The sequence below is a fragment of the Alcanivorax sp. UBA3183 genome (assembly GCF_002364155.1).
Lineage (GTDB): Bacteria > Pseudomonadota > Gammaproteobacteria > Pseudomonadales > Alcanivoracaceae > Alcanivorax > Alcanivorax jadensis.
The window spans coordinates 1-12,572 of record NZ_DEXN01000024.1 but is presented as its reverse complement, the minus strand read 5'-3'; the positions used below and the strand labels follow the sequence as shown (position 1 = coordinate 12,572).

Genomic DNA, 12,572 nt, shown 5'->3' with positions numbered 1-12,572 from the left:
GTCCTTACTTGGAGTACAGCTCGACGATCAGGTTTTCGTTGATCTCGGCAGGCAGGTCGATACGCTCAGGCTTCGCCTTGTAGGTACCTTCCAGCTTTTTCTCGTCAACTTCGAGCCAAGGCATAAAGCCACGCTGCTGAGCCAGCTCCATGGCGTTTTTCACGCGCAACTGAGCTTTGGACTTCTCGCGAACGGTGATGATGTCACCCGGCTTGACCTGGTAGGAAGCCACGTTGACAGACTGACCGTTGACCAGAATCGCACGATGACTTACCAACTGACGCGCTTCAGCGCGGGTAGAGCCGAAGCCCATGCGGTAAACCACGTTATCCAGACGACCTTCAAGCAGCTGCAGCAGGACTTCGCCAGTTGCACCCTTGGAGGAAGCCGCTTTCTTGTAGTAACTACGGAACTGCTTTTCCAGCACACCATAGGTACGACGAACTTTCTGCTTCTCGCGGAGCTGCACACCATAATCTGACAAACGAGCCGGACGACGACCGCTAGCGCCAGCTGCCTGACCGGGTGCCTGCTCGGCTTTACACTTGGATTCCAGAGGGCGGATACCGCTCTTCAGGAACAGATCGGTGCCTTCACGACGGGAAAGCTTGCACTTGGGACCGATGTATCTTGCCATCTTGCTTTAACTCCCGTTACACGCGACGCTTTTTGGGCGGACGACAGCCGTTATGCGGAATCGGCGTAACGTCCTCAATATGGGTAATCTTGTAGCCACAGCCATTCAGAGCACGAATGGAAGATTCGCGACCTGGGCCCGGGCCTTTTACCCGTACTTCCAAATTTTTGAGACCGTAGTCCTTGGCAGCATTGCCCGCGTTTTCAGCAGCCACCTGGGCAGCAAACGGGGTGCTCTTACGGGAACCACGGAAACCAGCGCCACCGGAGGTCGCCCAGGACAACGCATTGCCCTGACGATCAGTGATGGTGATGATGGTATTGTTGAAGGATGCGTGCACGTGGGCGATACCGTCTGCAACGGTACGCGTTACCTTCTTACGACGTGCGCCACTATCTTTCTTTGACTTAGCCATAATGCCTATCCAAATCCAGCCGCTGACGTTTCAGCTTATTTGCGAATCGGTTTACGCGGACCTTTACGAGTCCGAGCATTGGTCTTGGTACGCTGGCCACGCAGTGGCAAGCCGCGACGATGACGGATACCACGGTAGCAACCGAGGTCCATCAGACGCTTGATGTTCATTGTGATTTCCCGGCGCAGGTCACCTTCGGTAGACAACTTGGCTACTTCGCCACGAATGACGTCAAGTTGTTCACCGCTCAGATCACGAACTTTCGCGGTCTGATCAATACCGGCCGATGTGCAGATTTCTGCTGCACGGGTACGACCGATCCCGAAGATGTAGGTGAGAGAAATCACCGTGTGCTTATTTTCCGGGATGTTAACGCCTGCAATACGGGCCATCCGAATATCTCCGATTCACAAAACGGGTGGCGCCAGACTCTAGGGCGCCGAAAGGCGGCAGAGTCTAGCGCTACGCCGACTGAATTTCAACCAAACACTTAAAAGAAGACGTAACCTTAACCCTGGCGCTGCTTGTGCCGGGGTTCGGCACTGCAGATAACCATGACGCGACCCTTACGACGGATCACTTTGCAGTTTCGGCAGATCTTCTTCACAGAAGCCTGAACTTTCATCGCACTCGCCTCGTTCGTTAACGCACCAGACCGGTGCCACCATACCCTTTCAGGTTGGATTTCTTCATCAACTTCTCATACTGGGTGGACGTCAGGTGCGAATTAACCTGCGACCAGAAGTCCATCACTACCACCACTACAATCAGCAGGGAGGTGCCGCCCAGATAGAAAGGCACGTTGGCAACTGCTTGCAGACCCAGCGGCAGCAAGCACACCAGCGTCATGTATACCGAACCGATCAGGGTCAAACGTCCCATCACTGTGTCGATATAGCGAGCAGATTGCTCGCCCGGGCGAATACCCGGAATATAAGCGCCGGATTTCTTCAGGTTGTCGGCGACATCCTTCGGATTGAACACCAGCGCAGTATAAAAGTAGCAGAAGAACACGATTGCCAGGGTAAACAGCAAGATATATAGCGGCGTACCCGGCAGCAGAGCATCACTCACGTTTCTCAGTGCCTGGCCCCACCAGGAATCCGGATTGGAATCACTGAACCACTGGGTCAGTGAAGCCGGAAATAGCAAAATGGAGCTGGCAAAGATAGCCGGAATAACACCTGCCATGTTCACCTTCAGCGGCAGATGACTCTGCTGCGCTGCGTACACACGACGTCCCTGCTGACGACGGGCATAATTCACCGTAATACGGCGCTGTCCACGCTCCATGAAGACCACCCCGAAAATCACGGCGAGGGCCACCAGGAACACAAACAACATCATGATCAGACTCAGGTCACCAGTACGTGCAGACTCAAAGGTCTGTGCAATGGCGCCAGGCAGGCCTGACACGATGGAAGCGAAGATCAGCATGGAAATGCCATTGCCGATACCACGCTCGGTAATCTGCTCACCCAACCACATCAGGAATACGGTACCGGTCAGCAAGGTGGTTACAGCGACAAAATAGAAGCTTGCAACCTGCATAGTGCTGGCCGTTTCCGGCAACAGCGTAATGCCCTGGCTGTTCAGTCCGGCCACCATGCCGAAAGACTGGATGCCACCCAGAACCACCGTCAGATAACGGGTGTACTGGGTTATCTTGCGCCGACCCTGTTCGCCTTCCTTTCGGAGCTGCTCCAGGGTGGGCACCACTGCTGTCATCAGCTGAATCACGATGCTGGCAGTAATGTAGGGCATGATGCCCAACGCAAAAATACTCATGCGTTCCAGGGAACCCCCGGAAAACATGTTGAACAGGCCAAGAATGGTGTCCCGGTTGTTGTTGAACATCTGTTGCAACGCTTCCGGGTTCATGCCCGGGACCGGGATGTGTGCCCCGATCCGGAACACCACCAGGGCGCCCAACAGAAAACCGATACGCCGCCACAGCTCACGCATTGCGCTGCTGTCAGCTTTGGGCGGACCACCATTCAGTGTCTGAGCGCGATTCTTCGCCATAAAGCGCTGCCTTATTCTTCGACTTTACCGCCAGCTTTTTCGACCGCTTCACGGGCGCCTTTGCTGATCGCTACGCCGCGAATGGTCACTGCACGGTCGATTTCACCCTGCAGAACAATCTTGGCGCGCTTCATGTCACGACGCACAACATTGGCTGCTTTGAGGGCGGCCAGGTCAATCACGTCGCCGTCAACTTTGGCAAGTTCGGCCAGGCGAACTTCCGCGGTGCCCATAGCCAGCTTGGACGTGAAACCGAACTTCGGCACACGACGCTGCAGCGGCATTTGGCCACCCTCGAAACCGGGCTTCACAGTACCGCCGGAACGGGACTTCTGACCCTTGTGGCCGCGACCACCGGTCTTGCCCAGGCCGGAGCCGATACCACGACCAACGCGCTTGGCGTCCGGACGGGAACCTTCAGCGGGATGCAGATCATTCAGACGCATCACTTATTCTCCCTCTACCTGCACCAGATACGCGACCTTGTTGATCATGCCGCGTACTGCCGGGGTATCTTCAACTTCCACAGTGTGGCCAATGCGGCGCAGACCGAGACCGCGCACAGAGGCCCTATGCTTTTCCAGCCGGCCGTTGATGCTCTTAACCAGCTTTACCTTGATCTTATCAGCCATCGTAACGATTCCGTTATCTGCGCTTAGTTCAGAATGTCTTCGACAGACTTGCCACGCTTGGCAGCCACAGACTCCGGAGAAGCCATGGACTTCAGGCCATTGAAAGTAGCCCGAACCACGTTTACCGGATTGGTGGAGCCATAACACTTGGCCAGTACATTCTGAACGCCTGCGACTTCCAGCACGGCGCGCATGGCACCGCCGGCAATTACACCGGTACCGTCATCGGCCGGCTGCATATACACCTTGGAGGCACCGTGACGGGCCTTCATGGGGTGCTGGATGGTGGTGCCATTCAGCTCCACCTGAATCATGTTGCGGCGGGCAGCTTCCAGGGCTTTCTGGATAGCGGCAGGCACTTCACGGGCCTTACCACGACCAAAGCCGACCTTACCCTTGCCGTCACCCACTACGGTCAACGCGGTAAAACCGAAAATACGGCCGCCTTTAACAACTTTAGCAACCCGGTTTACCTGAACCAGCTTTTCCTGCAGACCTTCGTTGGGATCAACCTTCGCCATAACCAAGCACCCTTAGAATTCAAGACCGTTTTCACGCGCGGCATCCGCCAGCGCTTTAACACGGCCGTGATATTTGAAACCAGAACGGTCAAAGGCTACGCGCTCAATGCCCGCTTCCTTGGCACGCTGAGCAATCAGCTGGCCAACTTTAACCGCTGCGTCAGCATTGCCCGTCGCGTCTGCACGCAGGTCTTTTTCGACCGTGCTTGCAGATGCCAGCACCTGGTCACCAGCGACAGAGATCACCTGCGCATAAATATGACGCGGGGTACGATGTACGCAAAGGCGAACTTCGCCCAACTCGCGAATCTTCAGGCGAGTGCGCTTGGCCCTGCGTAGACGTGAAACTTTTTTGTCTTTCATGGCATCAATCTCGACAATTATTTCTTCTTGGCTTCCTTACGGCGCACTTGCTCATCAGCATAGCGCACCCCTTTGCCCTTGTAGGGCTCAGGCGGACGGAAGGCCCGAACATTGGCAGCAACCTGACCAACCAGCTGCTTATCAATGCCTTTAATGACAATTTCGGTCTGGCTCGGGGTTTCAACGGTAATCCCTTCGGGCAACTCGAAAGCTACCGGATGGGAGAAACCGAGGGTCAGGTTCAGTACCTTGCCCTGAGCCTGCGCGCGATAACCCACGCCGAGGAGCTGAAGCTTACGCTCGAACCCTTCGGCAACGCCAGTCACCATGTTATTCAGCAGAGCACGCGAAGTTCCTGCCAACGCCCATGCCTTCTGGGAATCATCGTGCGGCTTAACAGATACCACACCGTCATCCAGGGACACGGCTACCAGCTCGTGTACTTCGTGCTCCAGGCTGCCTTTGCCACCTTTAACGGTGACTTTCTGGCCGTCGACTTTGACTTCGACGCCCTTCGGCAGATTTACCGGACTTTTAGCTACTCTAGACATTGCTGCACCTAACCCGTCTACGCCACTTCTGTTAGGACACTTCGCAGATCAGCTCGCCACCAACATTGGCTTTGCGCGCTGCGCGGTCAGAAATAATGCCCTGATTGGTGGATACGATCATGATACCCAGGCCACCTTTGACCTTAGGAATCTCACCCGCGGCCTTGTAGACCCGCAGACCAGGACGACTTACCCGTTTGATAGTGTCAATCACCGGGCTGCCTTCGAAATACTTAAGCTCAACCGTCATTACCGGTTTCTTGTCATCGCTGATCTTGTAATCAGCAATGAAGCCCTCTTCCTTCAGTACTTTGGCTACAGCTTCCTTTGCCTTGGAGGCAGGAATCTCGACCTGTACTTTCTCGGCCATCTGGGCGTTACGGATACGAGTTAACATATCCGCCATGGTATCTTGCATGCTCATGCCGCAATCGCTCCGCTTAACTTTGCTTACCAGCTGGCTTTAACCAGACCGGGAACATCACCGCGCATCGCTGCTTCACGCAGCTTGATCCGGCTCAGGCCGAACTTGCGGTAGTAGCCGTGCGGACGACCGGTGATACGACAGCGATTACGCTGACGAACCGGGGAAGAATCGCGCGGCAATTTTTGCAGCTGAAGCTGAGCATCCCACTTCGCTTCAGGTTCTGCATTGGGATCCTGGATAATCGCCTTAAGCGCTGCACGCTTGGCGGCAAAACGCTTAACCAGCTTAGCGCGTTTTGCTTCCCGGTTTTTCATGGATTCTTTAGCCATGATAAATCCTCTTAGCCCTTCAGCGGGAAGTTGAAGGCGCGCAGCAGCGCCCGTGCTTGATCGTCGCTTTTCGCTGTGGTGGTAATGGTGATATCCATACCACGCAGCTTGTCGACTTTATCGAAATCAATTTCCGGAAATACGATCTGCTCGCGCAGCCCCATGGAATAATTACCACGGCCGTCAAAGGATTTCGGATTCAGACCACGGAAGTCGCGAATACGCGGAATGGCGATAGAAACCAGACGCTCGAGGAATTCATACATTCTCTCGCCACGCAGGGTTACCTTACAGCCAATCGGCCAACCTTCACGGATCTTGAAGCCTGCTACAGACTTGCGCGCGTTGGTTACCAGGGGCTTCTGACCAGAAATTGCAGTCATGTCCGCCAGGGCACCATCCATCGCCTTACGATCCGCGGAAGCTTCACCAACACCCATATTCAGGGTGATCTTGGTGATCTTTGGCACTTCCATGATATTACCGAGGCCAAGCTCTTCTTTCAGCTTGGGCACGATGTCGTTTTGATAAATCTTTTTCAGATCACTCATGGGTCACCTAACCTACAGCGTTTCGCCGTTGGACTTGAAGAAACGCACTTTGTTGCCGTCTTCAAAACGGAAGCCCACACGATCCGCTTTCTGCGTCTTGGGGTTCCAGATGGCAACGTTGGAAGCGTTTAGCGATGCTTCCTGTTCTACGATGCCGCCTTGAGTACCACGGTTAGGATTGGCTTTAACATGTTTCTTAACCATGTTGACGCCAGCAACGATGAGGCGGCCATTGTCCAAAACCTGCTGAACAGAGCCACGCTTACCTTTGTCCTTTCCCGCAATTACGATGACTTCGTCATCACGCTTAATCTTGAGCATTACCTTCACCCGCCTTTACAGAACTTCAGGTGCCAGGGAGATGATCTTCATAAACTGCTCGGTACGCAGCTCCCGCGTTACCGGGCCGAAGATCCGGGTACCGATCGGTGCTTTATTGTTGTTCAAAAGCACCGCGGCGTTTTCGTCGAAACGAATCAGTGAACCGTCTGGACGACGCACACCCTTACGGGTACGCACGACCACAGCGGTCATTACATCACCTTTCTTTACACGGCCGCGCGGAATTGCTTCCTTCACTGTGACCTTGATGATGTCACCAATGCCTGCATAGCGGCGGTGAGAACCGCCCAGCACTTTGATGCACTGTACCCGACGGGCGCCGCTGTTATCGGCGACTTCGAGCATGCTTTCGGTCTGAATCATCGCTAAATCTCTCCAACTCTGCCTTTACAGGCAGCCACAGCAACGGTCCGTCAGGCTTCGTTCGCCTGTTCAACTACGTTTACCAGCATCCAGGTCTTGCGCTTGGACAGCGGCCGGCACTCCTCAATGGTGACCAGGTCACCTTCACGACACGTATTTTCTTCATCATGCGCCATCAGTTTCGTGGAACGCTTGATAATCTTGCCGTAAATCGGGTGCTGGACCCGGCGCTCTACCAACACAGTGATAGTTTTGTCACCTTTATTAGAGATGACTTTGCCGGTAGCGGTCCGGCGCATTGTATTCGCCTCTGCCATGACTAGTTACCCTGCTTCTCTCTCAGAATGGTCTTAACGCGCGCAATATTGCGGCGAACCGTCCCAAGCTCATGGGTTTTAGAAATCTGACCGGACGCGCTCTTCATACGCAGCTTGAATTGTTCTTCAAGCAGCTCGATTTGCGTCTGCTGCAGCTCTTCGACACTCTTTTCTTTCAGCTCGCTCGCTTTCATGGCTTACATCACCGTCCGAGTAACGACACGGGTGCTTACCGGCAGCTTGGCCGCGGCCAGACGGAACGCTTCACGCGCAACGTCTTCTGACACACCTTCCATTTCGTAAAGCATCTTGCCCGGTTGAATCTGGGCTACCCAATACTCTACAGAACCCTTACCTTTACCCATCCGCACTTCAAGAGGCTTCTTGGTAATCGGCTTGTCCGGGAAAACCCGGATCCAAATCTTACCACCACGTTTGATGTGGCGGGTCATTGCACGACGGGCTGCTTCGATCTGGCGCGCAGTAATACGGCCACGACCGGTAGCTTGCAGTCCAATAGTGCCAAAAGACACTTTGCTGCCCCGCTGTGCCAGGCCGCGGTTACGGCCCTTCATCACTTTCCGGAATTTGGTACGCTTCGGCTGCAACATCGTTCGTTACCCTTTAACCGCGGCCGCGCTTCTTCGCGCCCTTGGACTGCTTCTGCTGCTCTTCCTTCTGAACCTGCTCCATGCCACCAAGCACTTCGCCACGGAAGATCCACACCTTGATACCGATAGTGCCGTACGTAGTTTCAGCACGTACGCTTGCGTAATCGATGTCGGCACGCAAAGTATGCAGAGGCACTCGGCCTTCGCGGTACCATTCGGTACGCGCAATTTCTGCACCACCCAGACGACCGGACAGCTGAATTCTGATACCTTCAGCACCGGACTTCATGGCGTTCTGAACCGCACGCTTCATGGCGCGACGAAACATCACTCGGCGCTCCAGCTGACCAGCGACATTGTCGCCTACCAGACGCGCATCCAGGTCGGGCTTGCGCACTTCCTCGATGTTGATGTGAACTGGCACACCCATCTGGGCGGCCACATCGCGGCGCAGGCGTTCGACATCTTCGCCTTTCTTACCAATCACGATGCCCGGTCGAGCAGTAGCAATAGTGATGCGCACGTTCTCTGACGGACGCTCAATCTTGATACGACTCACCGACGCATTCTTCAAACGCTTAAACAGGAACTCTCGTACCTGCAGGTCGGTAACCAGGCAGTCTGCGTAAGACTTCGGTCCGGCATACCAAAGCGAGTTGTGCTCTTTGACAATGCCAAGGCGAATACCGACCGGATGAACTTTCTGACCCATCTGGTTACTCCTGACCTTCTGAGACTTTCACAGTAATGTGGCAAGTACGCTTGAGGATTCGGTCAGCGCGGCCTTTGGCGCGCGGACGAATACGCTTCATGGTCATGCCTTCATCCACGCAAATCGTGGACACCTTCAGCTCATCAACGTCAGCGCCGTCGTTGTTTTCCGCATTTGCAATCGCGGACTCCAGCACTTTCTTAACGATTTTTGCCGCCTTCTTCGGGCTGAATTCCAGAAGATTCAGCGCCTTCTCGACTTCCAGGCCTCGGACCTGGTCCGCTACGAGGCGGGCTTTCTGAGCCGAAATTCTTGCGCCGCGCAGACGGGCTGCAACTTCAGTAGCCATGGCTGTCACCTTATCGCTTAGCCTTTTTGTCCACGATATGCCCGCGGTAGGTGCGGGTCAGGGCGAATTCGCCCAACTTGTGGCCCACCATGTGCTCGGTAACCATTACCGGTACATGCTGTTTGCCGTTATGCACAGCAATTGTCAGACCCACCATCTCCGGAACAATCATGGAGCGACGGGACCAGGTTTTAATCGGCTTACGGGAGCCGGCTTCCACCGCATCTTCCACCTTGCTTAGCAGGTGGTGATCCACAAAAGGACCTTTTTTCAGTGAACGTGGCACAGCCTGAACCTCTCTTTATCCCTTACTTACGACGGTCACGCACAATCATTTTGGTCGTGCGCTTGTTTGTACGGGTCTTGTAGCCCTTGGTCGGAACACCCCAGGGTGTTACCGGATGACGGCCACCAGAAGAGCGCCCTTCACCACCACCATGTGGATGGTCGACCGGGTTCATCGCCGCACCGCGAACAGTGGGTCGAACACCCCGCCAGCGCGTTGCACCCGCTTTACCCAGTGAGCGCAAACTATGCTCACTGTTGGATACTGCACCGATGGTGGCCTTGCAGTCAGCATGCACCTTGCGCATTTCGCCGGAGCGAAGACGCAGGGTTACGTACTGGCCGTCTTTCGCCAGAACCTGCACGGATGTCCCTGCAGAACGAGCGATTTGACCACCTTTACCAGGCTTCATTTCCACATTGTGGACAGTGGAACCCAGCGGAATATTACGCAGCGGCAAGGCGTTACCCAGCTTGATCGGCGCATCTTCGCCGGACTGGATACGGTCTTCCGCTTGCAGGCCCTTGGGGGCCAAAATGTAACGTCGCTCACCGTCAAGGTACTTAACCAGCGCAATGTGCGCAGAACGGTTCGGATCGTATTCCAGGCGCTCAACAATGCCTACAACACCGTCCTTATTGCGACGGAAGTCGACCAAGCGATATTTCTGCTTGTGACCACCGCCTTTATGACGAGTGGTGATACGACCATTGTTGTTACGACCACCGTTTTTGCTCTTGGCTTCCAACAGCGGCGCGTAGGGAGCACCTTTATGCAGATCTTCGTTGACCACCTTGACTACAAAGCGGCGGCCCGGAGAAGTCGGCTTGCACTTTACAATCGCCATTATTCCTTACTCCCTTCCTTACTCTGCGCCCAGGAAGTCAATGTCCTGGCCTTCCTCAAGGGAAACATAGGCCTTCTTCCAGTCAGCGCGCTTACCAGCTACGCGACCAAAGAATTTGGACTTGCCTTTCATGTTGGCGGTACGAACAGCCTTCACTTTCACTTCAAAAAGGGCTTCAACTGCCTTTTTGATTTCCAGCTTGTTCGCATCTTTAGCCACTTTAAACACGAAGGTGCCATTCTGATCGGCAAGAACTGTTGCCTTCTCAGAAACGTGCGCAGCACGCAGCACTTTCAAAATACGTTCCTGGTTCATGCCAGCGCCTCCTCAAGCTTCTTAAGAGCCGGCACAGTAACGAGCACCTTCTCGAAAGCAATCAGGCTCACCGGATCAACGCCGTCAGCATCACGCACGTCGACTTTAGGCAGATTGCGCGAACCCAGATACAGGTTCTCGTCAACGCTGTCAGTCACGATCAGGACGTTAGTCAGATCCAGCTCTTTCAGCTTGGCTGCTACAGCCTTGGTCTTCGGCTCGTCTACGGTGAATTCATCCACCACAATCAGACGCTCCTGGCGAACCAGCTCAGACATGATGCACTGCAGCGCACCACGGTACATTTTACGGTTCACTTTCTGAGAGTGATCACGCGGTACCGCTGCAAATGTCTTGCCGCCGCCACGCCAGATCGGGCTACGAATCGTACCAGCACGGGCACGACCAGTCCCTTTTTGACGCCACGGCTTACGGCCACCACCACTCACATCAGAGCGGTTTTTCTGTGCCTTGGTCCCCTGACGGGCACCAGCCAGAAACGCAGTCACAACCTGATGAACCAGAGGCTCGTTAAAGTCCTTGCCGAAGGCGACTTCGGAAACGGTAACGGTACCTCCAGAGGCAGTATTGAGATTCATCCTCTATTCCTCTTTCAGGCCTTCGCCTTCACTGCCAGACGCACGATCACATCACCACCGGTAGCACCGGGGACCGCACCTTTAACCAGCAACAGATTCTTTTCAGCATCTACGCGAACCACTTCCAGATTCTGGACAGTGACGCGCTCAGCACCCATATGGCCAGCCATCTTCTTGCCTTTGAATACGCGGCCCGGAGTCTGGTTTTGACCAATGGAACCCGGAGCACGATGAGACAAGGAGTTACCGTGGGTCATGTCCTGGGTGCTGAAGTTCCAGCGCTTCACGCCACCAGCAAAACCCTTACCTTTGGAAGTGCCGGTCACATCAATCATCTGACCTGCTTCAAACCCTTCGACGGTCACTTCAGAACCCGGCTGCAGCTCACCAGCCTCAGCACGGAATTCCCAAACGCCACGGCCCGCTTCTACACCAGCTTTCGCGAAATGACCGGCTTGCGCCTTGGTCACGCGGCTGGCACGGCGCTCACCGACCGTAACTTGCACGGCCTGGTAGCCATCTGATTCTTCGGCCTTGAGCTGGGAGACCCGATTTGGGGTCACTTCGATGACAGTCACGGGAACACTGATACCTTCCTCAGTGAAAACCCGAGTCATCCCACATTTCCGACCGATCACACCAATCGCCATTGTTTACCTCTTCACAACCTGTCGCGGTAATACCCGCCCGTTGTTAACCCAGGCTGATCTGCACATCCACACCAGCAGCCAGATCCAGCTTCATCAGCGCATCCACGGTTTTATCCGTAGGCTCGACGATGTCCACCAGCCGCTTGTGGGTGCGGATCTCATACTGATCTCGCGCGTCTTTATTTACGTGCGGAGAGATCAGCACTGTAAAGCGTTCTTTACGCGTCGGCAGCGGGATAGGACCCGTCACTTGCGCGCCTGTCCGTTTGGCCGTATCCACGATCTCTTGGGCGGACTGATCAATCAGACGATGATCAAAGGCCTTGAGCCGGATGCGGATTCTTTGGTTAGCCATAGCTAACAAACTCCAGACTGTTTCGAACCATATTTATATGGCAAAAAGCCCACTTACCTAATCGCTTATGGATAGGTCAGTGGTGTCAAAACAAGCCCGGGAACAATGCCCCGGTTGGTACTGCTCGTAAGCAGGGCGCAGATAGTAGCCATTCCCCCCGGGCATTGCAAGGGCCTTTTGCCCCAAACCCGGGAAATCCAGCAAAAAAGTGAAAATAAAGAACTATTCGCTCTTCTACCCACTCCTCTACCCGCTCCCGGCATCCCGAGAGCACGCCGGCACACGCCCAAAGGCCTGACACCAGCATCAAATAGGGGCCGCCAGGCGGCCCCTATTTACACCAAGAAAGAACTTACTCGGTGATTTTGGCAACCA

General features: G+C 54.7%; 26 protein-coding genes. All 26 read right to left on the bottom strand.

What is annotated here, in order from left to right; translation table 11 throughout:
- Nucleotides 1-4 precede the first annotated feature (4 nt).
- The 26 genes from rpsD to rpsJ all read right to left on the bottom strand — a co-directional run bounded on the left by rpsD (nucleotide 5) and on the right by rpsJ (nucleotide 12,197).
- Complete coding sequence (gene rpsD / locus B3Q33_RS09630) at nucleotides 5-637, bottom strand: 30S ribosomal protein S4 (protein ID WP_035249952.1); 633 nt, start codon at nucleotides 635-637, stop codon at nucleotides 5-7.
- A 16-nt stretch (nucleotides 638-653) separates the two neighbouring features.
- Nucleotides 654-1,052 (bottom strand): 30S ribosomal protein S11, encoded by a 399-nt coding sequence (gene rpsK / locus B3Q33_RS09625; RefSeq protein ID WP_011587706.1) that lies wholly within the window; start codon nucleotides 1,050-1,052, stop codon nucleotides 654-656.
- Between the two features lie 35 nt (nucleotides 1,053-1,087).
- Complete coding sequence (gene rpsM, locus B3Q33_RS09620; RefSeq protein ID WP_035249949.1) at nucleotides 1,088-1,444, bottom strand: 30S ribosomal protein S13; 357 nt, start codon at nucleotides 1,442-1,444, stop codon at nucleotides 1,088-1,090.
- Between the two features lie 116 nt (nucleotides 1,445-1,560).
- A complete protein-coding gene (rpmJ, locus tag B3Q33_RS09615; RefSeq protein WP_008928865.1) occupies nucleotides 1,561-1,677 on the bottom strand; it encodes a 50S ribosomal protein L36 in 117 nt (38 codons plus the stop codon).
- A 17-nt stretch (nucleotides 1,678-1,694) separates the two neighbouring features.
- A complete protein-coding gene (secY, locus tag B3Q33_RS09610) occupies nucleotides 1,695-3,077 on the bottom strand; it encodes a preprotein translocase subunit SecY (protein ID WP_035249948.1) in 1,383 nt (460 codons plus the stop codon).
- A gap of 11 nt (nucleotides 3,078-3,088) precedes the next feature.
- Nucleotides 3,089-3,523, bottom strand: coding sequence for a 50S ribosomal protein L15 (gene rplO, locus B3Q33_RS09605; RefSeq protein WP_035249946.1), 435 nt, complete (start codon nucleotides 3,521-3,523; stop codon nucleotides 3,089-3,091).
- Nucleotides 3,524-3,526: 3 nt separating this feature from the next.
- On the bottom strand, nucleotides 3,527-3,709 hold the full coding sequence (gene rpmD, locus B3Q33_RS09600; protein ID WP_035249943.1) for a 50S ribosomal protein L30: 183 nt from the start codon (nucleotides 3,707-3,709) through the stop codon (nucleotides 3,527-3,529).
- Between the two features lie 23 nt (nucleotides 3,710-3,732).
- On the bottom strand, nucleotides 3,733-4,230 hold the full coding sequence (rpsE, locus tag B3Q33_RS09595) for a 30S ribosomal protein S5 (RefSeq protein WP_035249941.1): 498 nt from the start codon (nucleotides 4,228-4,230) through the stop codon (nucleotides 3,733-3,735).
- A gap of 12 nt (nucleotides 4,231-4,242) precedes the next feature.
- On the bottom strand, nucleotides 4,243-4,593 hold the full coding sequence (gene rplR / locus B3Q33_RS09590; RefSeq protein ID WP_035249939.1) for a 50S ribosomal protein L18: 351 nt from the start codon (nucleotides 4,591-4,593) through the stop codon (nucleotides 4,243-4,245).
- A 17-nt stretch (nucleotides 4,594-4,610) separates the two neighbouring features.
- A complete protein-coding gene (rplF, locus tag B3Q33_RS09585; protein ID WP_035249937.1) occupies nucleotides 4,611-5,144 on the bottom strand; it encodes a 50S ribosomal protein L6 in 534 nt (177 codons plus the stop codon).
- A gap of 31 nt (nucleotides 5,145-5,175) precedes the next feature.
- Nucleotides 5,176-5,568 carry a 30S ribosomal protein S8 gene (rpsH, locus tag B3Q33_RS09580; RefSeq protein WP_035249936.1) on the bottom strand — a complete coding sequence of 131 codons (393 nt, stop codon included), beginning with the start codon at nucleotides 5,566-5,568 and terminating at the stop codon, nucleotides 5,176-5,178.
- A 26-nt stretch (nucleotides 5,569-5,594) separates the two neighbouring features.
- Entirely contained in the window at nucleotides 5,595-5,900 is a 306-nt protein-coding gene (gene rpsN, locus B3Q33_RS09575) for a 30S ribosomal protein S14 (RefSeq protein WP_035249935.1), read from the bottom strand.
- 11 nt (nucleotides 5,901-5,911) lie between these two features.
- Nucleotides 5,912-6,451, bottom strand: a complete 540-nt coding sequence (gene rplE / locus B3Q33_RS09570; RefSeq protein WP_035249934.1) for a 50S ribosomal protein L5 — start codon at nucleotides 6,449-6,451, stop codon at nucleotides 5,912-5,914.
- Between the two features lie 12 nt (nucleotides 6,452-6,463).
- Nucleotides 6,464-6,772, bottom strand: coding sequence for a 50S ribosomal protein L24 (rplX, locus tag B3Q33_RS09565; protein ID WP_035249933.1), 309 nt, complete (start codon nucleotides 6,770-6,772; stop codon nucleotides 6,464-6,466).
- Between the two features lie 15 nt (nucleotides 6,773-6,787).
- The gene (rplN, locus tag B3Q33_RS09560; protein ID WP_022986486.1) at nucleotides 6,788-7,156 is read right to left on the bottom strand and encodes a 50S ribosomal protein L14; all 369 of its coding nucleotides are present in this window, start codon (nucleotides 7,154-7,156) and stop codon (nucleotides 6,788-6,790) included.
- A 50-nt stretch (nucleotides 7,157-7,206) separates the two neighbouring features.
- A complete protein-coding gene (gene rpsQ, locus B3Q33_RS09555) occupies nucleotides 7,207-7,473 on the bottom strand; it encodes a 30S ribosomal protein S17 (RefSeq protein ID WP_035249932.1) in 267 nt (88 codons plus the stop codon).
- A 2-nt stretch (nucleotides 7,474-7,475) separates the two neighbouring features.
- On the bottom strand, nucleotides 7,476-7,667 hold the full coding sequence (gene rpmC, locus B3Q33_RS09550; RefSeq protein ID WP_011587694.1) for a 50S ribosomal protein L29: 192 nt from the start codon (nucleotides 7,665-7,667) through the stop codon (nucleotides 7,476-7,478).
- Nucleotides 7,668-7,670: 3 nt separating this feature from the next.
- Complete coding sequence (gene rplP, locus B3Q33_RS09545; RefSeq protein ID WP_035249931.1) at nucleotides 7,671-8,084, bottom strand: 50S ribosomal protein L16; 414 nt, start codon at nucleotides 8,082-8,084, stop codon at nucleotides 7,671-7,673.
- Between the two features lie 13 nt (nucleotides 8,085-8,097).
- On the bottom strand, nucleotides 8,098-8,796 hold the full coding sequence (gene rpsC / locus B3Q33_RS09540; protein WP_035249930.1) for a 30S ribosomal protein S3: 699 nt from the start codon (nucleotides 8,794-8,796) through the stop codon (nucleotides 8,098-8,100).
- A gap of 4 nt (nucleotides 8,797-8,800) precedes the next feature.
- Nucleotides 8,801-9,145 (bottom strand): 50S ribosomal protein L22, encoded by a 345-nt coding sequence (gene rplV, locus B3Q33_RS09535; protein WP_035249929.1) that lies wholly within the window; start codon nucleotides 9,143-9,145, stop codon nucleotides 8,801-8,803.
- A 10-nt stretch (nucleotides 9,146-9,155) separates the two neighbouring features.
- Nucleotides 9,156-9,431: a 30S ribosomal protein S19 gene (gene rpsS, locus B3Q33_RS09530; protein WP_035249928.1), complete on the bottom strand. Its 276-nt coding sequence runs from the start codon at nucleotides 9,429-9,431 to the stop codon at nucleotides 9,156-9,158.
- Nucleotides 9,432-9,453: 22 nt separating this feature from the next.
- On the bottom strand, nucleotides 9,454-10,278 hold the full coding sequence (gene rplB / locus B3Q33_RS09525) for a 50S ribosomal protein L2 (protein ID WP_035249927.1): 825 nt from the start codon (nucleotides 10,276-10,278) through the stop codon (nucleotides 9,454-9,456).
- An 18-nt stretch (nucleotides 10,279-10,296) separates the two neighbouring features.
- Nucleotides 10,297-10,593, bottom strand: coding sequence for a 50S ribosomal protein L23 (rplW, locus tag B3Q33_RS09520; RefSeq protein ID WP_035249926.1), 297 nt, complete (start codon nucleotides 10,591-10,593; stop codon nucleotides 10,297-10,299).
- The gene (gene rplD, locus B3Q33_RS09515) at nucleotides 10,590-11,192 is read right to left on the bottom strand and encodes a 50S ribosomal protein L4 (protein ID WP_035249925.1); all 603 of its coding nucleotides are present in this window, start codon (nucleotides 11,190-11,192) and stop codon (nucleotides 10,590-10,592) included. Before rplD ends, rplW begins: the two co-directional genes overlap by 4 nt.
- A gap of 14 nt (nucleotides 11,193-11,206) precedes the next feature.
- Entirely contained in the window at nucleotides 11,207-11,842 is a 636-nt protein-coding gene (gene rplC, locus B3Q33_RS09510; RefSeq protein ID WP_035249924.1) for a 50S ribosomal protein L3, read from the bottom strand.
- Between the two features lie 43 nt (nucleotides 11,843-11,885).
- A complete protein-coding gene (gene rpsJ / locus B3Q33_RS09505) occupies nucleotides 11,886-12,197 on the bottom strand; it encodes a 30S ribosomal protein S10 (protein WP_022986497.1) in 312 nt (103 codons plus the stop codon).
- Nucleotides 12,198-12,572 lie beyond the last annotated feature (375 nt).

Coding starts and splice junctions, on each gene's coding strand:
- rpsD (WP_035249952.1), bottom strand. CDS start 637: ATGGCAAGATACATCGGTCCCAAGTGCAAGCTTTCCCGTCGTGAAGGC.
- rpsK (WP_011587706.1), bottom strand. CDS start 1,052: ATGGCTAAGTCAAAGAAAGATAGTGGCGCACGTCGTAAGAAGGTAACG.
- rpsM (WP_035249949.1), bottom strand. CDS start 1,444: ATGGCCCGTATTGCAGGCGTTAACATCCCGGAAAATAAGCACACGGTG.
- rpmJ (WP_008928865.1), bottom strand. CDS start 1,677: ATGAAAGTTCAGGCTTCTGTGAAGAAGATCTGCCGAAACTGCAAAGTG.
- secY (WP_035249948.1), bottom strand. CDS start 3,077: ATGGCGAAGAATCGCGCTCAGACACTGAATGGTGGTCCGCCCAAAGCT.
- rplO (WP_035249946.1), bottom strand. CDS start 3,523: ATGCGTCTGAATGATCTGCATCCCGCTGAAGGTTCCCGTCCGGACGCC.
- rpmD (WP_035249943.1), bottom strand. CDS start 3,709: ATGGCTGATAAGATCAAGGTAAAGCTGGTTAAGAGCATCAACGGCCGG.
- rpsE (WP_035249941.1), bottom strand. CDS start 4,230: ATGGCGAAGGTTGATCCCAACGAAGGTCTGCAGGAAAAGCTGGTTCAG.
- rplR (WP_035249939.1), bottom strand. CDS start 4,593: ATGAAAGACAAAAAAGTTTCACGTCTACGCAGGGCCAAGCGCACTCGC.
- rplF (WP_035249937.1), bottom strand. CDS start 5,144: ATGTCTAGAGTAGCTAAAAGTCCGGTAAATCTGCCGAAGGGCGTCGAA.
- rpsH (WP_035249936.1), bottom strand. CDS start 5,568: ATGAGCATGCAAGATACCATGGCGGATATGTTAACTCGTATCCGTAAC.
- rpsN (WP_035249935.1), bottom strand. CDS start 5,900: ATGGCTAAAGAATCCATGAAAAACCGGGAAGCAAAACGCGCTAAGCTG.
- rplE (WP_035249934.1), bottom strand. CDS start 6,451: ATGAGTGATCTGAAAAAGATTTATCAAAACGACATCGTGCCCAAGCTG.
- rplX (WP_035249933.1), bottom strand. CDS start 6,772: ATGCTCAAGATTAAGCGTGATGACGAAGTCATCGTAATTGCGGGAAAG.
- rplN (WP_022986486.1), bottom strand. CDS start 7,156: ATGATTCAGACCGAAAGCATGCTCGAAGTCGCCGATAACAGCGGCGCC.
- rpsQ (WP_035249932.1), bottom strand. CDS start 7,473: ATGGCAGAGGCGAATACAATGCGCCGGACCGCTACCGGCAAAGTCATC.
- rpmC (WP_011587694.1), bottom strand. CDS start 7,667: ATGAAAGCGAGCGAGCTGAAAGAAAAGAGTGTCGAAGAGCTGCAGCAG.
- rplP (WP_035249931.1), bottom strand. CDS start 8,084: ATGTTGCAGCCGAAGCGTACCAAATTCCGGAAAGTGATGAAGGGCCGT.
- rpsC (WP_035249930.1), bottom strand. CDS start 8,796: ATGGGTCAGAAAGTTCATCCGGTCGGTATTCGCCTTGGCATTGTCAAA.
- rplV (WP_035249929.1), bottom strand. CDS start 9,145: ATGGCTACTGAAGTTGCAGCCCGTCTGCGCGGCGCAAGAATTTCGGCT.
- rplB (WP_035249927.1), bottom strand. CDS start 10,278: ATGGCGATTGTAAAGTGCAAGCCGACTTCTCCGGGCCGCCGCTTTGTA.
- rplW (WP_035249926.1), bottom strand. CDS start 10,593: ATGAACCAGGAACGTATTTTGAAAGTGCTGCGTGCTGCGCACGTTTCT.
- rplD (WP_035249925.1), bottom strand. CDS start 11,192: ATGAATCTCAATACTGCCTCTGGAGGTACCGTTACCGTTTCCGAAGTC.
- rplC (WP_035249924.1), bottom strand. CDS start 11,842: ATGGCGATTGGTGTGATCGGTCGGAAATGTGGGATGACTCGGGTTTTC.
- rpsJ (WP_022986497.1), bottom strand. CDS start 12,197: ATGGCTAACCAAAGAATCCGCATCCGGCTCAAGGCCTTTGATCATCGT.